This is a genomic window from Cupriavidus sp. FW216-B1 (assembly GCF_058789195.1).
Genome location: NZ_JBYTEL010000030.1, coordinates 37839 through 54567 on the forward strand (window position 1 = coordinate 37839; position 16729 = coordinate 54567).

The window sequence follows — 16729 nt, forward strand, 5'->3', positions numbered from 1 at the left end:
CCACGGCGGCGCCGTCAGGCGTCCGGCATCCGCTCCGCCGCCGGCGCCGCCGCGCGCGGGCTGCGCCATTCCGGCGGCATCCACAGGTGGCGCGGGTCGCGGTGGCGCCACGCGTCGGCGAACATGTCGCGCCATTCGTGGAAGGTGAGGGTGAGCGGGTTGTGGCTGTCGATGCGGCGCGTGATGCCGTACTCGGGCGCCTCCCGCTCCGGCACGAACGAGCCGAACAGGCGGTCCCACACGGTCAGCACGCCGGCGTAGTTGCGGTCGATGTAGCGCGGGTTGCGGGCGTGGTGCACGCGGTGGACCGACGGCGTGTTGAACAGCCATTCCACGCGGCGCCAGCGCCTGCCCAGGCGCGTATGCACGAAGAACTGGAACGCCAGGTTCAGGCCGACCGCGAGGATCACCCAGTCCGGCGTGAAGCCGGCCAGCGCCAGCGGGATCCAGAACAGCCACATGCCCGAGAGCGGATAGGTCAGGCTCTGGCGGAACGCCGTCGAGAAATTCATGCCCTCCGACGAATGGTGCGTGACGTGCGAGGCCCACAGCCAGCGCACGCGGTGGCTGGCGCGGTGGAACCAGTAATAGAGGAAGTCCTGCAACAGCAGCAGGAGCAGGAACGACCACCACGCCTGCGGCACCGCCTGCCAGCCGTGCCGGTAGCTCCAGTCGTAGACGGTGCGCACCATCAGCCACAGGAAGAAGGCGTCCGAGGCCTGGTGCATCAGCGCCAGCGCGGCGTTCGAGGCCGAATCGCGCAGGCTGTACACGCCCGGGTCGCGGCGCGCCCAGTACCATGCCTCCGCGCCGATGGTGAGCAGGAACACCGGCGCGAACGCCAGCAGGATCAGGCCGGGATCGAGGGTCGACTGTGTCATGGCGCCAAGTGTTGCCGGTTTCCGGCGTTCATGCCTGGAGGCCGCCCTCTAGACGCGTGCCGGCCCGCGCCGGGCGCCTTGCGCGCCATGCCGCCGCGCCGCCCGCCGCGCGGTCCCGCTGGTGTAAAGTCGAGGGCTGCTTCCGAGGAGAAAGAGACAATGACAGACCTGGTCACCAGCGAGATCCACGGCGGTATCGGCTACCTCACGCTGAACCGCCCGCAGGCGCTCAACGCGCTCTCGCTCGAGATGATTCGCGCCATCACCGAGACGCTCAACGACTGGGCCGCGGCGCCCGAAGTCGCGGCCGTGGTGGTCGCCGGCGCCGGCGGCAAGGCCTTCTGCGCGGGCGGCGACATCCGCTTCTTCCACCAGGCCGCGCTGGCCGGCGACCTCGCCACGCTCGACCAGTTCTTCGTCGAGGAATACGCGCTCAACCACCTGATCCACCGCTACGCCAAGCCCTACATCGCGCTGATGGACGGCGTGGTGATGGGCGGCGGCATGGGCATCTCGCAGGGCGCGCGCCGCCGCCTGGTGACGGACCGCACCAGGATGGCCATGCCGGAAACCAATATCGGCCTGTTCCCCGACGTGGGCGGCGGCTGGTTCCTGTCGCGCACGCCGGGCCGCCTCGGCGAGTACCTGGGCCTGACCGGCGCCGTGATCCATGCCGCCGACGCGCTGCACGCCGGCCTGGCCGACGCCTACCTGCCCGGCAACGCGATGGCCGAACTGGTCGACACGCTGCGCTCGCGCGCGTTCGCCGACGGCGACGCGGTGCTGGCCTGCATCGACGCCGCCACCGCCGCGCACCGCGGCGCCTGCGTGCCCGCGCAAAGCCAGCTGGCCGCGCTGCGGGACGACATCGACCGTCTGTTCGCCGGCGCCACCGTGACCGACATCGTGGCCGCGGTCAGCGACGCCGGCACCGACTGGGCCGCGCAGACCGCCGCCATGCTGCGCGGGCGCTCGCCGCTGATGCTCAACGTCACGCTCGAGCAGATCCGCCGCGCACGCACCATGACGCTCGAGGACGAGCTGCGCATGGAGCTCGACATGATGTATTACGTGTTCCGCCACGGCGACGGCGTGGAAGGCATCCGCGCGCTGGCGGTCGACAAGGACCACGCGCCGAAGTGGCAGCCGCCGCGCCTGGACGAGGTGTCGCGCGAGCGCGTGCGCGCCTTCTTCGACAGCCCGTGGGCGCACGGCGAGCATCCGCTCGCGGCGCTGTAGGCCGGATGGGGCGGGCCTGTTCCCGCCCGGTGCCCGCGGTTTTCTTTCACGCAATTGGATTAAAGTGACGGCTGGACCGGCCGCGGCCGGTCCGCATCACTCCGACATCCATCCTGCAGTGAACGTGAAAGGAATCGCGATGAGCCATCCCCGTGACGTAGCCGTACTGGTAGGCAGCCTGCGCAAGGAATCCTTCAACCGCAAGCTCGCGCTCGCGCTGGCCGCGCGGGCTCCCGCCGGCCTCAAGCTGGAGATCGTGGAGATCGGCCAGCTGCCGCTGTACAACCAGGACGAAGACGGCAGCCCGCCCGCGCCGTGGGTCGCGTTCCGCGACCGCATCCGCCGCGCCGACGCGGTGCTGTTCGTGACGCCCGAATACAACCGCTCGGTGCCGGCCGCGCTCAAGAACGCCATCGACGTGGGCTCGCGCCCCTACGGGCAGAGCGCGTGGGACGGCAAGCCGGGTGGCGTCATCAGCGCATCGCCGGGCGCGATCGGCGGCTTCGGCGCCAACCACCACCTGCGCCAGTCGCTGGTGTTCCTCAACATCCCGGTGCTGCAGCAGCCCGAGGCCTATCTCAGCGGCGTCGACAAGCTGTTCGACGAGCACGGCGGCATCGCCAGCGAGTCCACGCGCGGTTTTCTCGACAAGTACCTGAACACCTTCGCCGGCTGGATCGAGCGCAACGCGCCGCGCTGAGCATCGCGCGCAAACGTTGACGCCCGCTGTCGCAAGGGCAGCGGGCGGGAGGGCAGGTTATCGCTGCCGCGCGCGTGTCGTGGTGCTTGTGGTTCTACTTCCCGCGCTTGAGGTCCCCGGCCGGCCGCTCGCGCGTGCCTGCCGGCGGCTGGCCTGGAAAGCCCTCCGGATAGCTGATGATGCGCAGGCCCGCGACGGCCCTGCGCAACGGCCATGCATGGCGGGCGCCGGTCCTCGCGCCGCCGGTGATCGCCGTCATGGCTTCCCTGTCGAGATCCACGCTGTCCGGCAAATCCTTGATGACGATAACGGCCATGACTTCCTCCTGCATGCGCCTGACGGGCGGCCGCGTGGCCGCGGCGCCGCCCTGGTCAGTATAGGTCACGGGCCTATGCTCCGGGACCGCTGGTGTACCGCTCAGACCGCGGCGTGCGTGGCCGCCCATTGCGCCGGATTGACGTTGATCGCCAGTCCGAGGCCGGAGCCGATCACGCCGACGTTGTTGAGCGTGTTGACGTTGATGCTCTGCAGCTGGGCGATGTTCTGGCTGACGTTGACATTGACGTTGGCCACCGGGCCCAGTCCTTGCAGCCAGTTGTTGGCGCCGCCGCGCACCCTGGCCAGGGACTTGCCGTCGAGATCCTGGGTCAGCGCGAGGTCGCGCACGATGATGGATGACATGATGTTTGCTCCTTGATGGTGGTGGTGTCCGGTGGCGCGGCGGCGGGGCGTGTCCCCGGCCCGCCGCGCGGCGCCGTTCAGCGATAGATGTTGTTGGTGGCGTTCTGGGTGCTGTCGACGTGCGAGCGGATGCCGTCGGCGAAGGCGGTGTTGTTGCCGTTCATGTTGACCACGTTCTGGGTCTGGCCGATCAGCTGCGAGGCGTTGAAGGTCGAGTCGATCTTGACCGCGCTGAACACGGGCAGGACGGGCAGGAAGACCGTGCCGCCGCGCACCGCGCGCATGGCGCGGGCATCGAGTTGTTCGGTGACGGACAGGTCCTTGATGGCGAGGGTGGTAGTCATGGCGGTGCTCCTGGGTTCGGTGAGAGTGTGTGCGCGTGGGCCGGGACTGGCTTAGCGGTAGATGTTGTTGGTGGCGTTCTGCGTGCTGTCGACATGCGAGCGGATGCCGTCGACGAAAGCCGCGTTGTTGCCGTTCATGTTGACCACGTTCTGGGTCTGGCCGATCAGCTGCGAGGCGTTGAAGGTGGAGTCGACCTTGACCGCGCTGAACACGGGCAGGAAGGGGACGAAGCCGCCGCGCACGGCGCGCATGGCGCGGGCGTCGAGTTGTTCGGTGACGGACAGGTCCTTGATGACGAGGGTGGTTTGCATGGTGGTTCTCCTGAGAGCGGTTGGCTGGTTGGGCCGTTGGTGATTGGGACTTCGTTTCGTTTGGTGTTGAGCATCGTTGCTGCGCTCGGGAGGTACAAACGCATGGAGTGTGCCAAGGCGAGCCGGGCCGACGCGGATTGCCCGCAAAGCCAGGCGGCATGCGGGTTTGCGGGTTGGCACCGCACATCCGGCGCGGGGCCGCGCGATGCGATGGCCCCGGCGGCTGGCGGGCCGCGGCCAACACCGCGCCGCCATGTGTTCGTTGGCGCGCGACACCTCGCCACGCCCGCGCGCGCCGCGCGGCGCTTGTGCCGCCTCTGCATCGCCCGTGCGTCGCCCAGGCGATGCACGCGAGGTTTGCGATTGGCATGAGTGCGCACTAGTATCCATCGTGGGCAGGTACTCGCCGGCGGACGGCGGGTAGGCGCTCAATGCGCGACTTCGCGCTACCACGTCGCGGCTGCACCGATGGCTAGCATTCCGGATCTGATACGAACCTTCCAGAGCGGTGGTCTTTCGCACGAAGAGCTGTTTGCCCGCATCGACCGCACCCTGGCCGCGGACCACGCCAGCGCGCGGCAGTTGGCGGACATGCTCAGCGAGGAAAACACGCGCGTGCCGCTGCCGCCCGGCTTCTACGAGGAAGTGCTGCGCCGCATCGAGCGCCGCGGCGCCACGCAGTTCGAGGAAGGCGGCGAAGAAACCCGCATGGAGACCGGGCCGGCGGGCGCGCCTTTCATGTCGTCCTCGCCCGCGTCGTCTCCTTCGTCTCCTTCATCGTCCCCGGCGTCCGCCGAGGGCGCGGGCCAGGCGCTGCCAGCGGGCGAGCCGGCCAAGGGCGTGGGCGATACGCTCAACGGTCGCTTCGTGCTGGAGGAATGCCTCGGCGTGGGTGGCATGGGCACGGTCTACAAGGCGCTCGACCTGCGCAAGCTGGAAGCCTCCGACCGCCGGCCCTACATCGCCATCAAGGTCCTCAACGTACAGTTCCGCGGCCACCCCAAATCGCTGATCGCGCTGCAGCGCGAGGCGCGCAAGGCGCAGACGCTGGCGCACCGGAACATCGTCACCGTCTACGACTTCGACCGCGACGGCTCGGTGGTCTACCTGACGATGGAGTACCTGCAGGGCAAGTCGCTGAACCGCATCCTGCGCGCGCCGGACTTCACCGGCATGCCCTACGCCAAGGCGCTGCCCATCATCACCGGCATGGCGCGCGCGCTGTCCTACGCGCACGAGCGCGGTTTTGTCCACTGCGACTTCAAGCCCGCCAACGTCTTCATCACCGATGCCGGCGAAGTGAAGGTGATCGATTTCGGCATCGCGCGCGTGTTCCAGCAGCCGGCCGACGACGCCGATCCCACCGTGTTCGACCCCGGCACGCTCGGCGGCATGACGCCGGCCTATGCCAGCCCCGAGATGTTCGAGCACCGCGAGCCGGACCCGCGCGACGACATCTACGCGCTGGCCTGCGTGACCTACGAACTGCTCACCGGGCGCCATCCCTACGAGCGGCTCTCGGCCAACCAGGCGCGCAGCGGCGGCCTCAAACTGCAGCGGCCGAAGCTGCTCGCGCGCGGCCAGTGGCGCGCGCTGCGCGCCGCGCTGTCGTTCGACCGCGCCACGCGCACGCCCACCGTGGCGCGCTTCCTGGCGGACCTCGGCGCCGCGCGCGGCGGCATGCCGCCGCTGGCGCGCGTCGGCGCGGCGGCGCTCGCCGGCGTGCTGGTGGCCGGCGGCCTCGGCTACTTCGCGTGGCGCATGCGCGGCGCCGACACCCGGCCGCCGCCTGAGCAGGCCGCCGCCGGCGCGCCCGCGGCGCCAGCGCAGGCCCCGGCGCCGCGGGCCATGTCGATGCAGGCGGTGGCGGCGGTGCTGGCGCGCCAGCCGTGCTCGCTGCTGGCCGCCTCGGCGCGCGGCGAGTACGCGCTGCAGGTGCGCGGTTTCGTGGCCGAGCGCGTCGGCACCAGGCGGCTGCAGGAAGACCTCGGCGCGGTGCCCGGCGTGCAGGCGGTGAACCTCGACGTGCAGCCGCTCGGCGACGACAAATGCGACGTGGCGCGGCTGGTGTCGCCGTACTGGTCCGGGCGCCGCACCGGCGACGCGCTCGCCACCATCCGCACGCGCGCGCGCAACGGGCAGCTCGGCGAAGGCACGCCGCTGGTGGTGGACATCACCACGCCGCCGTTCGACACCTACGTCTACGTGGACTATTACATGGCCGACGGCCGCGTCGTGCACATGGTGCCGAGCAGCCGCTCGCGCGCCAACCAGGCGCCGGCCGGCTACAGCGCGAGCGTGGGCAGCATGGGCGACTGGGTGGTGGGCAGGCCGTTCGGCACGGAGCTGATCGTGCTGCTCGCTACGCCGGCGCCGCTGTTCGACGCGCTGCGGCCCGAGGCGGAGCCGCGGCAGGACTACCTGCGCGCGCTCGACCGCCAGCTCGGGCCGATGGCCGCGAAGTACGGCGAGGACCATATCGGCGCCGACATGGCCCAGATCTCCACGCACGCGCGCTGAGCGCGCGCGGCGGCTACTTCAGGTCGCGCGCGACGCGGAAGCCGTTCTGCGACTGGCGCACGCTGGCGCTGTACTTGAAGCGGGTGGAGGACAGCATGTAGCTGGCGCCCTCCTGCCACGAGCCGCCGCGGATCACGCGCACGCTGCAGCCCGGCTCGTCCCAGGCGCGCCCGTCGGCCGGCGCGCCCTTGTAGGAGACGTGCCAGCAGTCGGCCACCCATTCCCACACGCTGCCGTTCACGTCGTGCAGGCCGAAGCCGTTGGCGGCGAAGGAGCCGGCGTTGGCCGGCGCGTCGGCGCTCCAGGGCTCGCCGCAGTCCTTGCAGTTGGCGGTGCCCTTGCGCATCTGGTCGCCCCACCAGTAGAGCGTGGCGGTGCCGCCGCGCGCCGCGTATTCCCATTCGGCCTCGGTGGGCAGGCGGTAGCGCTTGCCGCTGGCCTTGCTCAGCCACGCCGCGTACTGCTGGGCATCGTCCCAGCTGACGTCGCGCATGGGCGCGTTGCGCGCCGCGCCGGCCACGGTGGCGATGCGCGGGCAGCCGCCGCCGTCGGCGCAGGCATTCCATTGCTCGACCGTGACCTCGTACTTGCCGATCGCGAACGGCTGGCCGATGGCCACGTGATGGGGCGGCTTCTCGGTCGGGTCGCCGCCGCTGCTGCCCATCGTGAAGGCGCCCGCCGGCACGCTGTGCAGCACCGGGCAGGCCGGGCAGTCCTTGAGCTCGCCGGGCTTGACGTCGACCGTGACGGCGCCGCTGGCCACTTCGCGCTGCCTGATTGACGCGGACGACGCAGAGGACGCGGACGAGGGCGCGGATGCGGATGCGGATGTGCCGGCGGCGGGCGCGGGCTGCACCTTGCCGCTCTGCGCGCGTGCCGGCGGCGGCGCGACGGTACCCTGCGCGGTGGACGGCGCCGGCGCGGCGCGCGGCCGCTCGGCGGCAGTCCCCGCATCGGTCTTCGGCGCGCTGGCGCGCAGGCGCTCGATGCGCGCGCGCGCCAGCGGCGCGAAGCGGCCGTTGGGATAGGCCTTCAGGTAGGCCTCGTAGTCGCTGGCGAAATTGCTGTTCTTGATCGATTCCCAGAAGGTCAGCTCGTATTGCTCGTCGCTGTCCTTGGGCAGGATGCCGCGCTGCGCGTACAGCGCCGGCGAGATCCGTGCCGGCTCGGCGGCGCCGGCCGCGGCAAGGCCGGCTGCCGCGCCGGTAGTTGCGTGCGTTGCCGCGCCGAGCGGCAACGGCGCCGCCAGCGCCGACGATACCCACGGCTGCTGGGCGTGTGCGGTCCGCGCGCCGACGATGCGGCCGGCCTCGCGCAGCGCGGACTCGGCGTCGGCGCCGGGCGCGGCCAGCGTGCGCAGCAGCGCCGCGGTGAAGACGCCATGCCGCGCGCCGTCGCTGGCGGTGGCGCCCGGCGCGGCGGCATAGGCGATCACGGTGCCCGCGGGCGCGGCGGGCGGCGTGACGGCGGCGCCACGATAGGGATCGTCCAGGCAGGTGTCGAGGATCAGCACATTGCGCGCGCCGGGCCGCGCCGCCGGCATGCTGGCCAGCACCGCGTCCAGCGCCGTGCCCGCCGTCAGCAGGCGGTGCGGCGCGCGACCGTCGGCATCGACCGGCAGCAGCACCGGCGTGGCACCGGCCGCGAGGCCGTGCCCGGCGAAATAGAACAGGCCCACGCCGCCGCCCGCGAGCCGCCCGCGGAACTCGGCCAGCGCGCGCGCCATGCCCGCGTGGTCGAGGTCCTCGCGCAGCATGACGTCGAAGCCGAGCGCGGCCAGCGTGTCGCGCATCGCGCGCGCGTCGCCGCGCGCGTTCGGCAGCGGGGCGCCGGCATAGGCGGCGTTGCCGATCACCAGCGCCACGCGCGCCGGCTCGCCAGGAATCTGCGTGGTCGCGGCTTCGGCGCGCACGACCGCGGCCAGGCCGACCAGGCACACGACAAGGAGGGTTCGCCACATATGCAGGCCTTGTTCGTACCGCGCGGAAGGTCATCGCCGCGCCGCGCGCCGGCTGTGCCAGTTGTACCGGCCGTGCCGCGCGAAACGCGATGATGCCCGGCCGGTACGGCGGGGCCGCGCTGCGGGTGCTACGGCAGCATGCAGCGCGGGCGGCACCGGCCGGCTCAATCCACCATAGCACAGCGATTGTGAATCCGGAGGTGCTTTGCAGCGCCGGGTGGCGCCGCGAGCCCACCGCCTGCCGCGCGCGCCGCGCGGCAGGGTGCGCCGAGTATCTTTTTGCGTTTTTCCGTTCTAAGCTGGAGGACGAAAATGCTCGGGCGCCGGTCAGGAGCAAGAAAAAATCCACACCGCACACGCGGCACGGATCGTCGTAGGGGAGGGCTTTCAGATGCACAGGCGAACCGTGCTCGGCACCGTGGCAGCAGCGCTGCTGGCTCCGCTGCCCTCGATCTCCTTCTCCACGCCCGCCCCGCCCAATGCCGAGGTCTACATCATCTGGCCGCCCGACGGCGCCGTGATCGACGGCGGCAAGTTCTGGGTGCGCATGGGGCTGCGCAACATGGGCGTCGCGCCCAAGGGCGTGGACATGCCGAACGTCGGCCATCATCACCTGCTGATCGATACCGACCTGCCGCCGATGGACAAGGAAATCCCCAACGACCGCAACCACCTGCACTTCGGCGCGGGCGAGACCGAGGCGCGCATCGAGCTGCCGCCGGGCAAGCACACGCTGCAACTGCTGCTTGGCGATGCCAACCACAAGCCGCACGATCCGCCGGTGTATTCGAAGAAGATCACCATCACCGTCCGATAGGCCGCTGGCGGAACGCGGCGGAAGAAAGTCGGGAGAAAGTCCATGCGTAAGCTCATCCTGGGCGCGGCGCTCGCAGCCAGCCTGCTTCTGAACGGCGGCATGCCGGGCCATGCGGTGGCGGCGGGCCCCACGCCGGCGCCGCCCAATGCCTACCTGTACATCGGCTTCCCCAACAACAACCAGGTGCTGCCGGCCGGCAAGCCGATCAAGGTGTGGTTCGGCCTGCGCGGCATGGGCGTGGCGCCGCGCGGCGTGACGTTTCCCAACAGCGGCCATCACCACCTGCTGATCGACACCGACCTGCCGCCGATGGACAAGGAAATCCCCAACGACCGCAACCACCTGCACTTCGGCGCGGGCGAGACCGAGACCACGATCGAGCTGCCGCCGGGCAAGCACACGCTGCAGTTGCTGATGGCCGACGACAAGCACATCCCGCACAACCCGCCGATCTATTCCCGGAAGATCACGATCTACGTGAAGTGAGCGCGCGGCCCGCGCCGCGCGCGCCATGACCGGACCGCCGCGTCCGGCGGCGTCATTTTCCTCCCGCGCTTTTTCCCCTGTCTTCTTGCGCAAGCGCGCGCCGCGCGCACTTGTCTGCCGGCGGCAGACACCGTGGCGCGATGGTGTTGGTCCGCACCCGTCAGCGCGGCAGTGCGTGCCAGCCCCCGCGATGTGCGGCGCCAAACCGCAAACCCGCATGCCGCCTGGCTTTGCGGGCAATCCGCGTCGGCCCGGCCCGCCTTGGCACACTCCATGCGTTTGTACCTCCCGAGCGCAGCAACGATGCTCAACACCAAACGAACCGAAGTCCCAATCACCAACGGCCCAACCAGCCAACCGCTCTCAGGAGAACCACCATGCAAACCACTCTCGTCATCAAGGACCTGTCCGTCACCGAACAACTCGACGCCCGCGCCATGCGCGCCGTGCGCGGCGGCTTCGTCCCCTTCCTGCCCGTGTTCAGCGCGGTCAAGGTCGACTCCACCTTCAACGCCTCGCAGCTGATCGGCCAGACCCAGAACGTGGTCAACATGAACGGCAACAACGCGGCTTTCGTCGACGGCATCCGCTCGCATGTCGACAGCACGCAGAACGCCACCAACAACATCTACCGCTAAGCCAGTCCCGGCCCAGGTAACCACACCCTCACCGAACCCAGGAGCACTGCCATGACTACCACCCTCGCCATCAAGGACCTGTCCGTCACCGAACAACTCGATGCCCGCGCCATGCGCGCAGTGCGCGGCGGCACGGTCTTCCTGCCCGTCCTGCCCGTGTTCAGCGCGGTCAAGATCGACTCCACCTTCAACGCCTCGCAGCTGATCGGCCAGACCCAGAACGTGGTCAACATGAACGGCAACAACACCGCCTTCGCCGACGGCATCCGCTCGCACGTCGACAGCACCCAGAACGCCGCCAACAACATCTATTGCTGATGCCGCCGCGTCCCGCCCGCCATGCCGGGCGGGACGCGCGCAAGGCGTTTCGCGCCGCCGCCGGGCAAGGCCGCCAGCCTGCAATTTCGGGTTGGATCGCGCCGCGGGCGGATACACAATGAATGCACAGCGTATGGCGAGACCAGCCTGGTTCCTCGCGGGAGACGATCGTGCCTTGCTTGCTTACTCCGTTCGCCGCGCGCGCCGCGCGCGCCACCCTGCCGATGGCGCTGGGGCTGGTACTGGCGCTGGCCGGCTGCGCCGATTTCCGCCCGCCGGTGTACCAGCGCCCCGACACCCCGGCCAAGCCCGAATGGTCGCGCCAGGGCGCGATCACGGTGTCGCCGGCGGACACCATCGTGCCGAACTGGTGGCAGGCCTTCCGCGATCCGTATCTCGACGGCCTGGTCGACAAGGCCATCGCCGGCAACTACGACATCAAGGTGCTGGCCGCGCGCATCAAGGTGGCGGGCGCGCAGATCGCCGAAGTCAGGGCGGGCGCGCTGCCGGTCTTCGACGTGGGCGCCGGCGTGAGTTTCGACAAGACCACCGGGCAGTCGCTGAGCCGGACCTACAACCTCGGCACCCAGGTCAACTGGGACATCGACATCTGGGGCAAGGTCGAGAAGGGCGTGCAGGCCCAGAAGGCGGAGTTCAACGCCACCGAGGCGGACTGGCGTGCGGGCTACCTCACCCTGGTGTCGGCCGTGTCGACCACCTATTTCCAGATCCTGCAGTTCGACGAGCAGAGCGAGCAGCAGGCGCGCACGCTGGCCCGCAACAAGCAGATCCTCGTCACCTACCAGGCCATGTTCCAGAACGGCCTGATTCCCCAGGTCCGCGTGATGCAGCAGCAGGCCGAGATCAACCGCCTGACCAAGGACCTGCTGGAGCTGCGCCGCGGGCGCGATCTCTCCGAGAACGCGCTGGGCACGCTGGTGGGCGTGCCGGCGGGCGTGTTCAAGGTGCCGGCCGGGCGCCTGCAGGAGCGCGTGCAGTTGCCGCCGGTGCCGGCCGGGCTGCCGTCGCAGCTGCTGTCGCGCCGCCCGGACATCGTGGCGGCGGAATACCGTGTGCTCGAGTCGTACAACCTGGTCGGCCAGGCGCGGCTGGCGCAGTTGCCCAGCCTGAGCCTCACGGGGCGCGGCGGCACCTCCAGCTTCGCGCTGACCGATCTGCTCAAGTCCTTCACCTTCGGCTTCATGCCGAGCATCAACCTGCCGATGCTGGACCCGGGCGTGCGCGCCCGCGTGAAGACCTCCGAGGCGCAGACCAAGGTGGCCGAGAGCGAATACGGCCGCACCGTCATCACCGCGTTCGAGGAAGTGGAGAATGCGCTGGTCAACGTGGAGGCGCACAGGAAGCAGCGCGTGGAACTGCAGCAGCAGGTGGCGCAGTTGCGCGTGGTCTCGGCGCAGATCGAGGCGCAGCTCAAGGAGGGCGTGGTGTCGCAGCTCGACGTGTTCGAGGCCGAGCGCTCGCTGCTCGGCGCGCAGCTCGAGTTGTTGGCCAACCACCAACAGATCCTCGCCGACACTGTCACCCTCTACAAGGCGCTCGGCGGCGGGTGGCCCAGCGTGGCCGTGGCCAACGCGCCCGGCGACGGACCGCGGCAGGTGTCGCAGCAGGACGCGAAATAGCCGCGCTGCGCGCGCGGCCGCGCGATTGACTACCGGCGGGCCTGGCCTACTATGTCCTTGTCAGCACGTTCCCGGCGCGGCGGCCTGCGGGCCCGCCCCGCCGCCATGAAAAATGGCTTGCCGCCGGCGCACGCGCATGGCCCAAGCGCTGTTGGTGGTAGCGAAACATGGCTTCAGACCAGGCTCTGATCGACGAGGCGCGGGCGGCGGCGGGGCAGGGCGCGGCGCTTTCGCCGGGGCTGGCGCCGCGGCTCGACATCGTGCTCGCGCCTGTCACGCATCCTGCGCTCGGCGAGATCCGCATCGAGGAGAGCCTGTTTGCCGTGGGGCGCGCCGAAGCGCCTTTCGCCGCCTATCCCGCCGAGGTGGCGGCCGTGCTGTCGCGCCGGCATGCGCGCATCTTCAGCGAGGACGGCGCGGCCTACATCGCCGACCTCGGCAGCAAGAACGGCACCACGCTCAACGGCGCGGCCGTGGCGCAGCAGCCGGCGCGCCTGCGCGACGGCGACGAGCTGCGCTTCGGCAGCGCGCTGGCCTACCGCGTGCGCCTGTGCCCGCGCGCGCCGGCGCCGCCGGCCGCACACCCGCCGGTGGTGCTGACGCTGACGCCGGAACGCGGCGACCTCGGCCTGCAGCCGATCGAGATCACCGGCTTTCCGTTCCTCGCCAGCAAGGCCGACGAGACTTTCGCGCGCTACCGCGACGCCTATCCGCATCAGGTGAACTACGTCTCGCGCCGGCACGCGCACATTTTCCTCAAGGGCGGGCAGCCCTTCGTCGAAGACCTGGGCAGCACCAACGGCACCTTCGTCAACGGCACGCGCGTGGAGGACCATGCGGTGGCGCTGGCCGAGCACGACCTGCTGGCGTTCGGCGGCAACCATTTCGCCTACCGCGTCGGCATGCGGGCCGAGCCCGCGCAGGATGCGACCGTCACCAGCTCGGCCTTGCCGCAGCCGCCAGAAGCCAGCGCCGCGCCGCCGGCCGCCGAGGTGCCGCCGCCGGTTGCCGCCGCGCCGGCGCAGGACCCCGACAAGACCACCTTCGTGGCGGCGCCGGGATCGTTCCTCGACATCTTCTGCGTCGACTACGCCGCGCGGCAGGAAGACGAGGTCAACCAGGAGGCCGTGGCGCCGGCGCAGGGCGCCGCCGCCGACAAGCCGCAGGCGCAGGGCAAGTACGCGCTGGTCATGGCGCGGCTGGCGGCCGGCTTCGGCGCCGGCGAGCGCGCGCAGCTCAGGCGCGCGGCGCGCTGGGGCGCGGCGGCGGCGCTGGCGGGGGTGGCGCTGCTGCTGGCGCTCTATTTCCGCGGCGCGCCCGAGCGCGAGATGAAGGCGCTCATGGCGGGCGGCGATTTCCCGCGCGCCGCCGCCGTGGCCGACGCCTATCTCGCGCGGCATCCCGACAACGCGCAGTTCAAGGCCGCGGGCACCGAGGCGCTGCTGCGCGCGTATGTGCCCGCCTGGATGGGCAAACTGCAGGCGCGCGACTTCGACGGCGCCGACGCGGCGCTGGCGCGGATGAAGACGCTCGGCGCGCACAACGCCGACGCGCGCGCCTTGCTCGACGAGATGGCGTGGCTGGGCCGGCTCGACCGCTTCGTGGCGGGCCGCGGCGGCGTGGACGCGCCGATCCGCATGTATGCCGACGAGGCCGCCATCCGCGGCCTGCTGCGCGACTGGAACGCCGACATCCCCGCGCACCAGCGCGCGCTCGACCGCATTTCCGCCTACGTGCCCGCGTTCAAGGACCGCTACGCGGTGGCGCTGAGCTACGTGCGCAAGCTGCAGAGCGACGATTCCGTCTACCTCGCCGCCATCGACCGCCTCAACGCGGCGCTGGCCACCGGGCTGGCCGGCGATGCGCCGCAGGCGCTGCAGCCCGTGCTGGCGGACTACGCCGAGAAATACCCGCGCCTCGCCGGCATGGACCGCCTCAAGGAAGACCTGCGGCGCTACCTGGAGCTCGACGCCGCCCTGCGCGCGACGGCGCTCGGCCCGGTGGTGGCGCAGATGGCCGGCGCCGGTTTCGTCACGCCGCCGTTCCAGGCGCGCTACCGCGAGCTCGCCGCCGGCCGCCTGCCCACGCCCGAGGTGGCGCGCCTGTACGGCGACGCGGACAAGGCCTGGCGCGCGGGCGATGCCGGCGCCGCCTTCGCGGCCATGCAGCAGATCAAGGGCGGCCCCTGGGCCGAGGCGGCGGCCAGCGAGCTGGCGCGGCGGCAGGCGGTGGCCGCGCAGTTCGGCGAGCTGCAGAAGGGGCGCGGCGGCAGCGGCTACGACGAGCGCCTGCTGTCCTTCTACGCCGTGCTCGATCCGGCGCAGGACGCCTATTTCGTCAAGGCCATCGAGCCGGACGTGGCGGCCATCCACGACACCGCGCTGCGGCGCGCGCAGGTGCTCATGAACGGCGCGCTGGCAAGCTGGCGCCAGTACCGGCGCGACGGCGCGCTCGGCGGCGAGCAGCGCCTGGAGCCGGAGATCTCGGCCAAGTTCCGCGCGCAGGCGCGGCTGCTGTCCGGCGCCAGCGCGCAGGCGCGCCAGGGCATGCGCATCTACGCGCAGCTCAAGGTCGGCGACACCGCGCAGTGGAGCCAGGTGCGCGACGACATCGAGGCGGAGGCCGAGCTGCAGCGCCGCTCGCTGCAGGAGCTGCGCATGGTGCTGAATCCCGCCGTGCTCAAGGGCAAGCTGGCGCTGATCGGCGCCGAGGCGGTGGACGGCGGCGAGAGCGTGGCGGCGGGCGGAGGCAGGGACGGGGAGAAGGACGGCGGGAGGCGCGATGAAGGACGATAACCGCGACAACCGCCTCAAGCCGCTGCACGAGGCGCTTGAGGACCACAGCGCCGAGGGCATCGCGATCCTCAGCGCCGAGCCGCTCAAGATCATGCAGGTCTCGGTGCTGGTGATGGTGCTGCTGGTGCTGTGCGCGCTGGTGTGGTCGTTCGTCGGCCACGCGGATGTGATCGTCACGGCGGACGGCACGCTCGCGCCCGAGTCGGAAGTGCGGCGCTTCTACGCGCCGGTGGACGGCGAGCTGGCCGATCTCTACGTGGCCGAGGGGCAGCCGGTGTCGAAGGACGACGTGCTGGCGCGGCTCAACGCGCGCGGCGCGATCGAGGCGGCCACCAATGCGCTGGAGGCCCAGCTCAAGCTGCAGGACTCCGAGCGCGAGTGGCAGCAGTTCCCGGACAAGAAGCTGCTGATGGAGCGCAAGGCAGCCGCACTCAAGAAGCAGATCGAGGTGGCCGAGCGCCTGCACGAGAACCGCACCGCGGAGGGCACCACGCGCCTGGCCGAGCAGCAGCGCGCGCAGCTGCAGGAAGCGCGCAGCAACCTCGACAACGCGCGCCGCCAGCGCGAGTTCACGCGCCAGGAGCAGGACCGGTACGCGCGCCTGTTCGCGCTGCCGGGCGGCGGCGGGGTGTCGCAGTCGCAGGTGGAGGGCAAGCGCAATGCCGCGGTGGAGGCGGAGAACGCGCTGCGCATCGCGCAGTCGCGCCTGACCGAGCTCGATTCGCGGTTGAGCCAGGAGCTCAACCAGGCCACCGTGCAGCTCGAGGGCAGCAGCCAGGAGTTGACCAACCTGCGCATCCAGTACGACGCCGCGCTGCGCGAGATCAGCAACACCGAGGACAAGCTGCGCCTGCAGGTGCAGACCGCGCGGCTGGTCGCCGAGGCGGCGGCGCGCATCCGCTTCGAGAACATCGACAAGGACAACTTCCTGCTGATCCTGGCGCCGGTGGCCGGCGTCATCACCGACGTGAGCTCCACGCAGCGCGGCGACAAGGTGCAGGCCAACGCGCCGCTGGGCGGCATCGCGCCCAAGGACGCGCGCCCGGTGCTGAAGATTGAGATCGCCGAGCGCGACCGCGCCTTCCTGCGCGAGGGGCTGCCGGTCAAGCTCAAGTTCAATGCCTTTCCCTACCAGCGCTACGGGCTCATCAACGGCACGCTGGAATACATCTCGCCGGCGACCAAGCTGGCGGGGCAGAACCGGCAGCCGGTGTACGAAGGCCGCGTGCGGCTGGCGCAGACGTACTACGCCGTGGCGGACGGCAAATATCCGTTGCGCTACGGTATGACCGCCACGGCGGAAATCGTGGTGCGCGAGCGGCGCCTGATCGACCTGGGGCTGGACCCGTTCCGGCAGGTGGCCGGCTGACGGGCGCGCGGCATGCGGGGCGGGGGCGG

Annotated in this window: 16 protein-coding genes; 10 read left to right on the top strand and 6 right to left on the bottom strand. The window is 70.9% G+C overall.

What is annotated here, in order from left to right:
* Positions 1-14: 14 nt before the first annotated feature.
* Positions 15-881, bottom strand: coding sequence for a sterol desaturase family protein (locus tag AC3WXD_RS32590; protein WP_492325486.1), 867 nt, complete (start codon positions 879-881; stop codon positions 15-17).
* Between the two features lie 159 nt (positions 882-1040).
* On the opposite strand from AC3WXD_RS32590, the gene AC3WXD_RS32595 reads away from it, so the two are divergent.
* On the top strand, positions 1041-2120 hold the full coding sequence (locus AC3WXD_RS32595) for an enoyl-CoA hydratase/isomerase family protein (protein WP_059413390.1): 1080 nt from the start codon (positions 1041-1043) through the stop codon (positions 2118-2120).
* A 139-nt stretch (positions 2121-2259) separates the two neighbouring features.
* On the top strand, positions 2260-2820 hold the full coding sequence (locus tag AC3WXD_RS32600; protein ID WP_492325487.1) for an NADPH-dependent FMN reductase: 561 nt from the start codon (positions 2260-2262) through the stop codon (positions 2818-2820).
* A 94-nt stretch (positions 2821-2914) separates the two neighbouring features.
* On the opposite strand, the gene AC3WXD_RS32605 is transcribed toward AC3WXD_RS32600, so the two are convergent.
* The 4 genes from AC3WXD_RS32605 to AC3WXD_RS32620 all read right to left on the bottom strand — a co-directional run bounded on the left by AC3WXD_RS32605 (position 2915) and on the right by AC3WXD_RS32620 (position 4157).
* A complete protein-coding gene (locus AC3WXD_RS32605; protein WP_029044223.1) occupies positions 2915-3136 on the bottom strand; it encodes a hypothetical protein in 222 nt (73 codons plus the stop codon).
* Between the two features lie 101 nt (positions 3137-3237).
* A complete protein-coding gene (locus AC3WXD_RS32610; RefSeq protein WP_020205905.1) occupies positions 3238-3501 on the bottom strand; it encodes a hypothetical protein in 264 nt (87 codons plus the stop codon).
* 77 nt (positions 3502-3578) lie between these two features.
* Positions 3579-3845, bottom strand: a complete 267-nt coding sequence (locus AC3WXD_RS32615; protein ID WP_454731732.1) for a hypothetical protein — start codon at positions 3843-3845, stop codon at positions 3579-3581.
* A 51-nt stretch (positions 3846-3896) separates the two neighbouring features.
* Positions 3897-4157, bottom strand: coding sequence for a hypothetical protein (locus AC3WXD_RS32620; RefSeq protein ID WP_059413392.1), 261 nt, complete (start codon positions 4155-4157; stop codon positions 3897-3899).
* 468 nt (positions 4158-4625) lie between these two features.
* On the opposite strand from AC3WXD_RS32620, the gene AC3WXD_RS32625 reads away from it, so the two are divergent.
* Entirely contained in the window at positions 4626-6677 is a 2052-nt protein-coding gene (locus AC3WXD_RS32625) for a serine/threonine-protein kinase (protein ID WP_492325488.1), read from the top strand.
* A 13-nt stretch (positions 6678-6690) separates the two neighbouring features.
* On the opposite strand, the gene AC3WXD_RS32630 is transcribed toward AC3WXD_RS32625, so the two are convergent.
* The gene (locus AC3WXD_RS32630) at positions 6691-8637 is read right to left on the bottom strand and encodes an SUMF1/EgtB/PvdO family nonheme iron enzyme (RefSeq protein WP_492325489.1); all 1947 of its coding nucleotides are present in this window, start codon (positions 8635-8637) and stop codon (positions 6691-6693) included.
* Between the two features lie 391 nt (positions 8638-9028).
* Between AC3WXD_RS32630 and AC3WXD_RS32635 the strand changes: the two genes are divergently transcribed.
* The 7 genes from AC3WXD_RS32635 to AC3WXD_RS32665 all read left to right on the top strand — a co-directional run bounded on the left by AC3WXD_RS32635 (position 9029) and on the right by AC3WXD_RS32665 (position 16700).
* Positions 9029-9454 carry a DUF4399 domain-containing protein gene (locus tag AC3WXD_RS32635; protein ID WP_059413395.1) on the top strand — a complete coding sequence of 142 codons (426 nt, stop codon included), beginning with the start codon at positions 9029-9031 and terminating at the stop codon, positions 9452-9454.
* Between the two features lie 42 nt (positions 9455-9496).
* On the top strand, positions 9497-9940 hold the full coding sequence (locus tag AC3WXD_RS32640) for a DUF4399 domain-containing protein (RefSeq protein WP_059413396.1): 444 nt from the start codon (positions 9497-9499) through the stop codon (positions 9938-9940).
* Between the two features lie 377 nt (positions 9941-10317).
* Positions 10318-10578: a hypothetical protein gene (locus tag AC3WXD_RS32645; RefSeq protein ID WP_059413392.1), complete on the top strand. Its 261-nt coding sequence runs from the start codon at positions 10318-10320 to the stop codon at positions 10576-10578.
* Between the two features lie 51 nt (positions 10579-10629).
* Positions 10630-10896: a hypothetical protein gene (locus tag AC3WXD_RS32650; RefSeq protein WP_492325490.1), complete on the top strand. Its 267-nt coding sequence runs from the start codon at positions 10630-10632 to the stop codon at positions 10894-10896.
* 224 nt (positions 10897-11120) lie between these two features.
* Positions 11121-12536 (top strand): efflux transporter outer membrane subunit, encoded by a 1416-nt coding sequence (locus AC3WXD_RS32655; protein WP_492325495.1) that lies wholly within the window; start codon positions 11121-11123, stop codon positions 12534-12536.
* A gap of 167 nt (positions 12537-12703) precedes the next feature.
* Positions 12704-15331 (top strand): FHA domain-containing protein, encoded by a 2628-nt coding sequence (locus AC3WXD_RS32660; RefSeq protein ID WP_492325491.1) that lies wholly within the window; start codon positions 12704-12706, stop codon positions 15329-15331.
* Complete coding sequence (locus tag AC3WXD_RS32665; protein ID WP_020206898.1) at positions 15318-16700, top strand: beta-barrel domain-containing protein; 1383 nt, start codon at positions 15318-15320, stop codon at positions 16698-16700. The genes AC3WXD_RS32660 and AC3WXD_RS32665 overlap by 14 nt, the downstream gene beginning before the upstream one ends.
* Positions 16701-16729 lie beyond the last annotated feature (29 nt).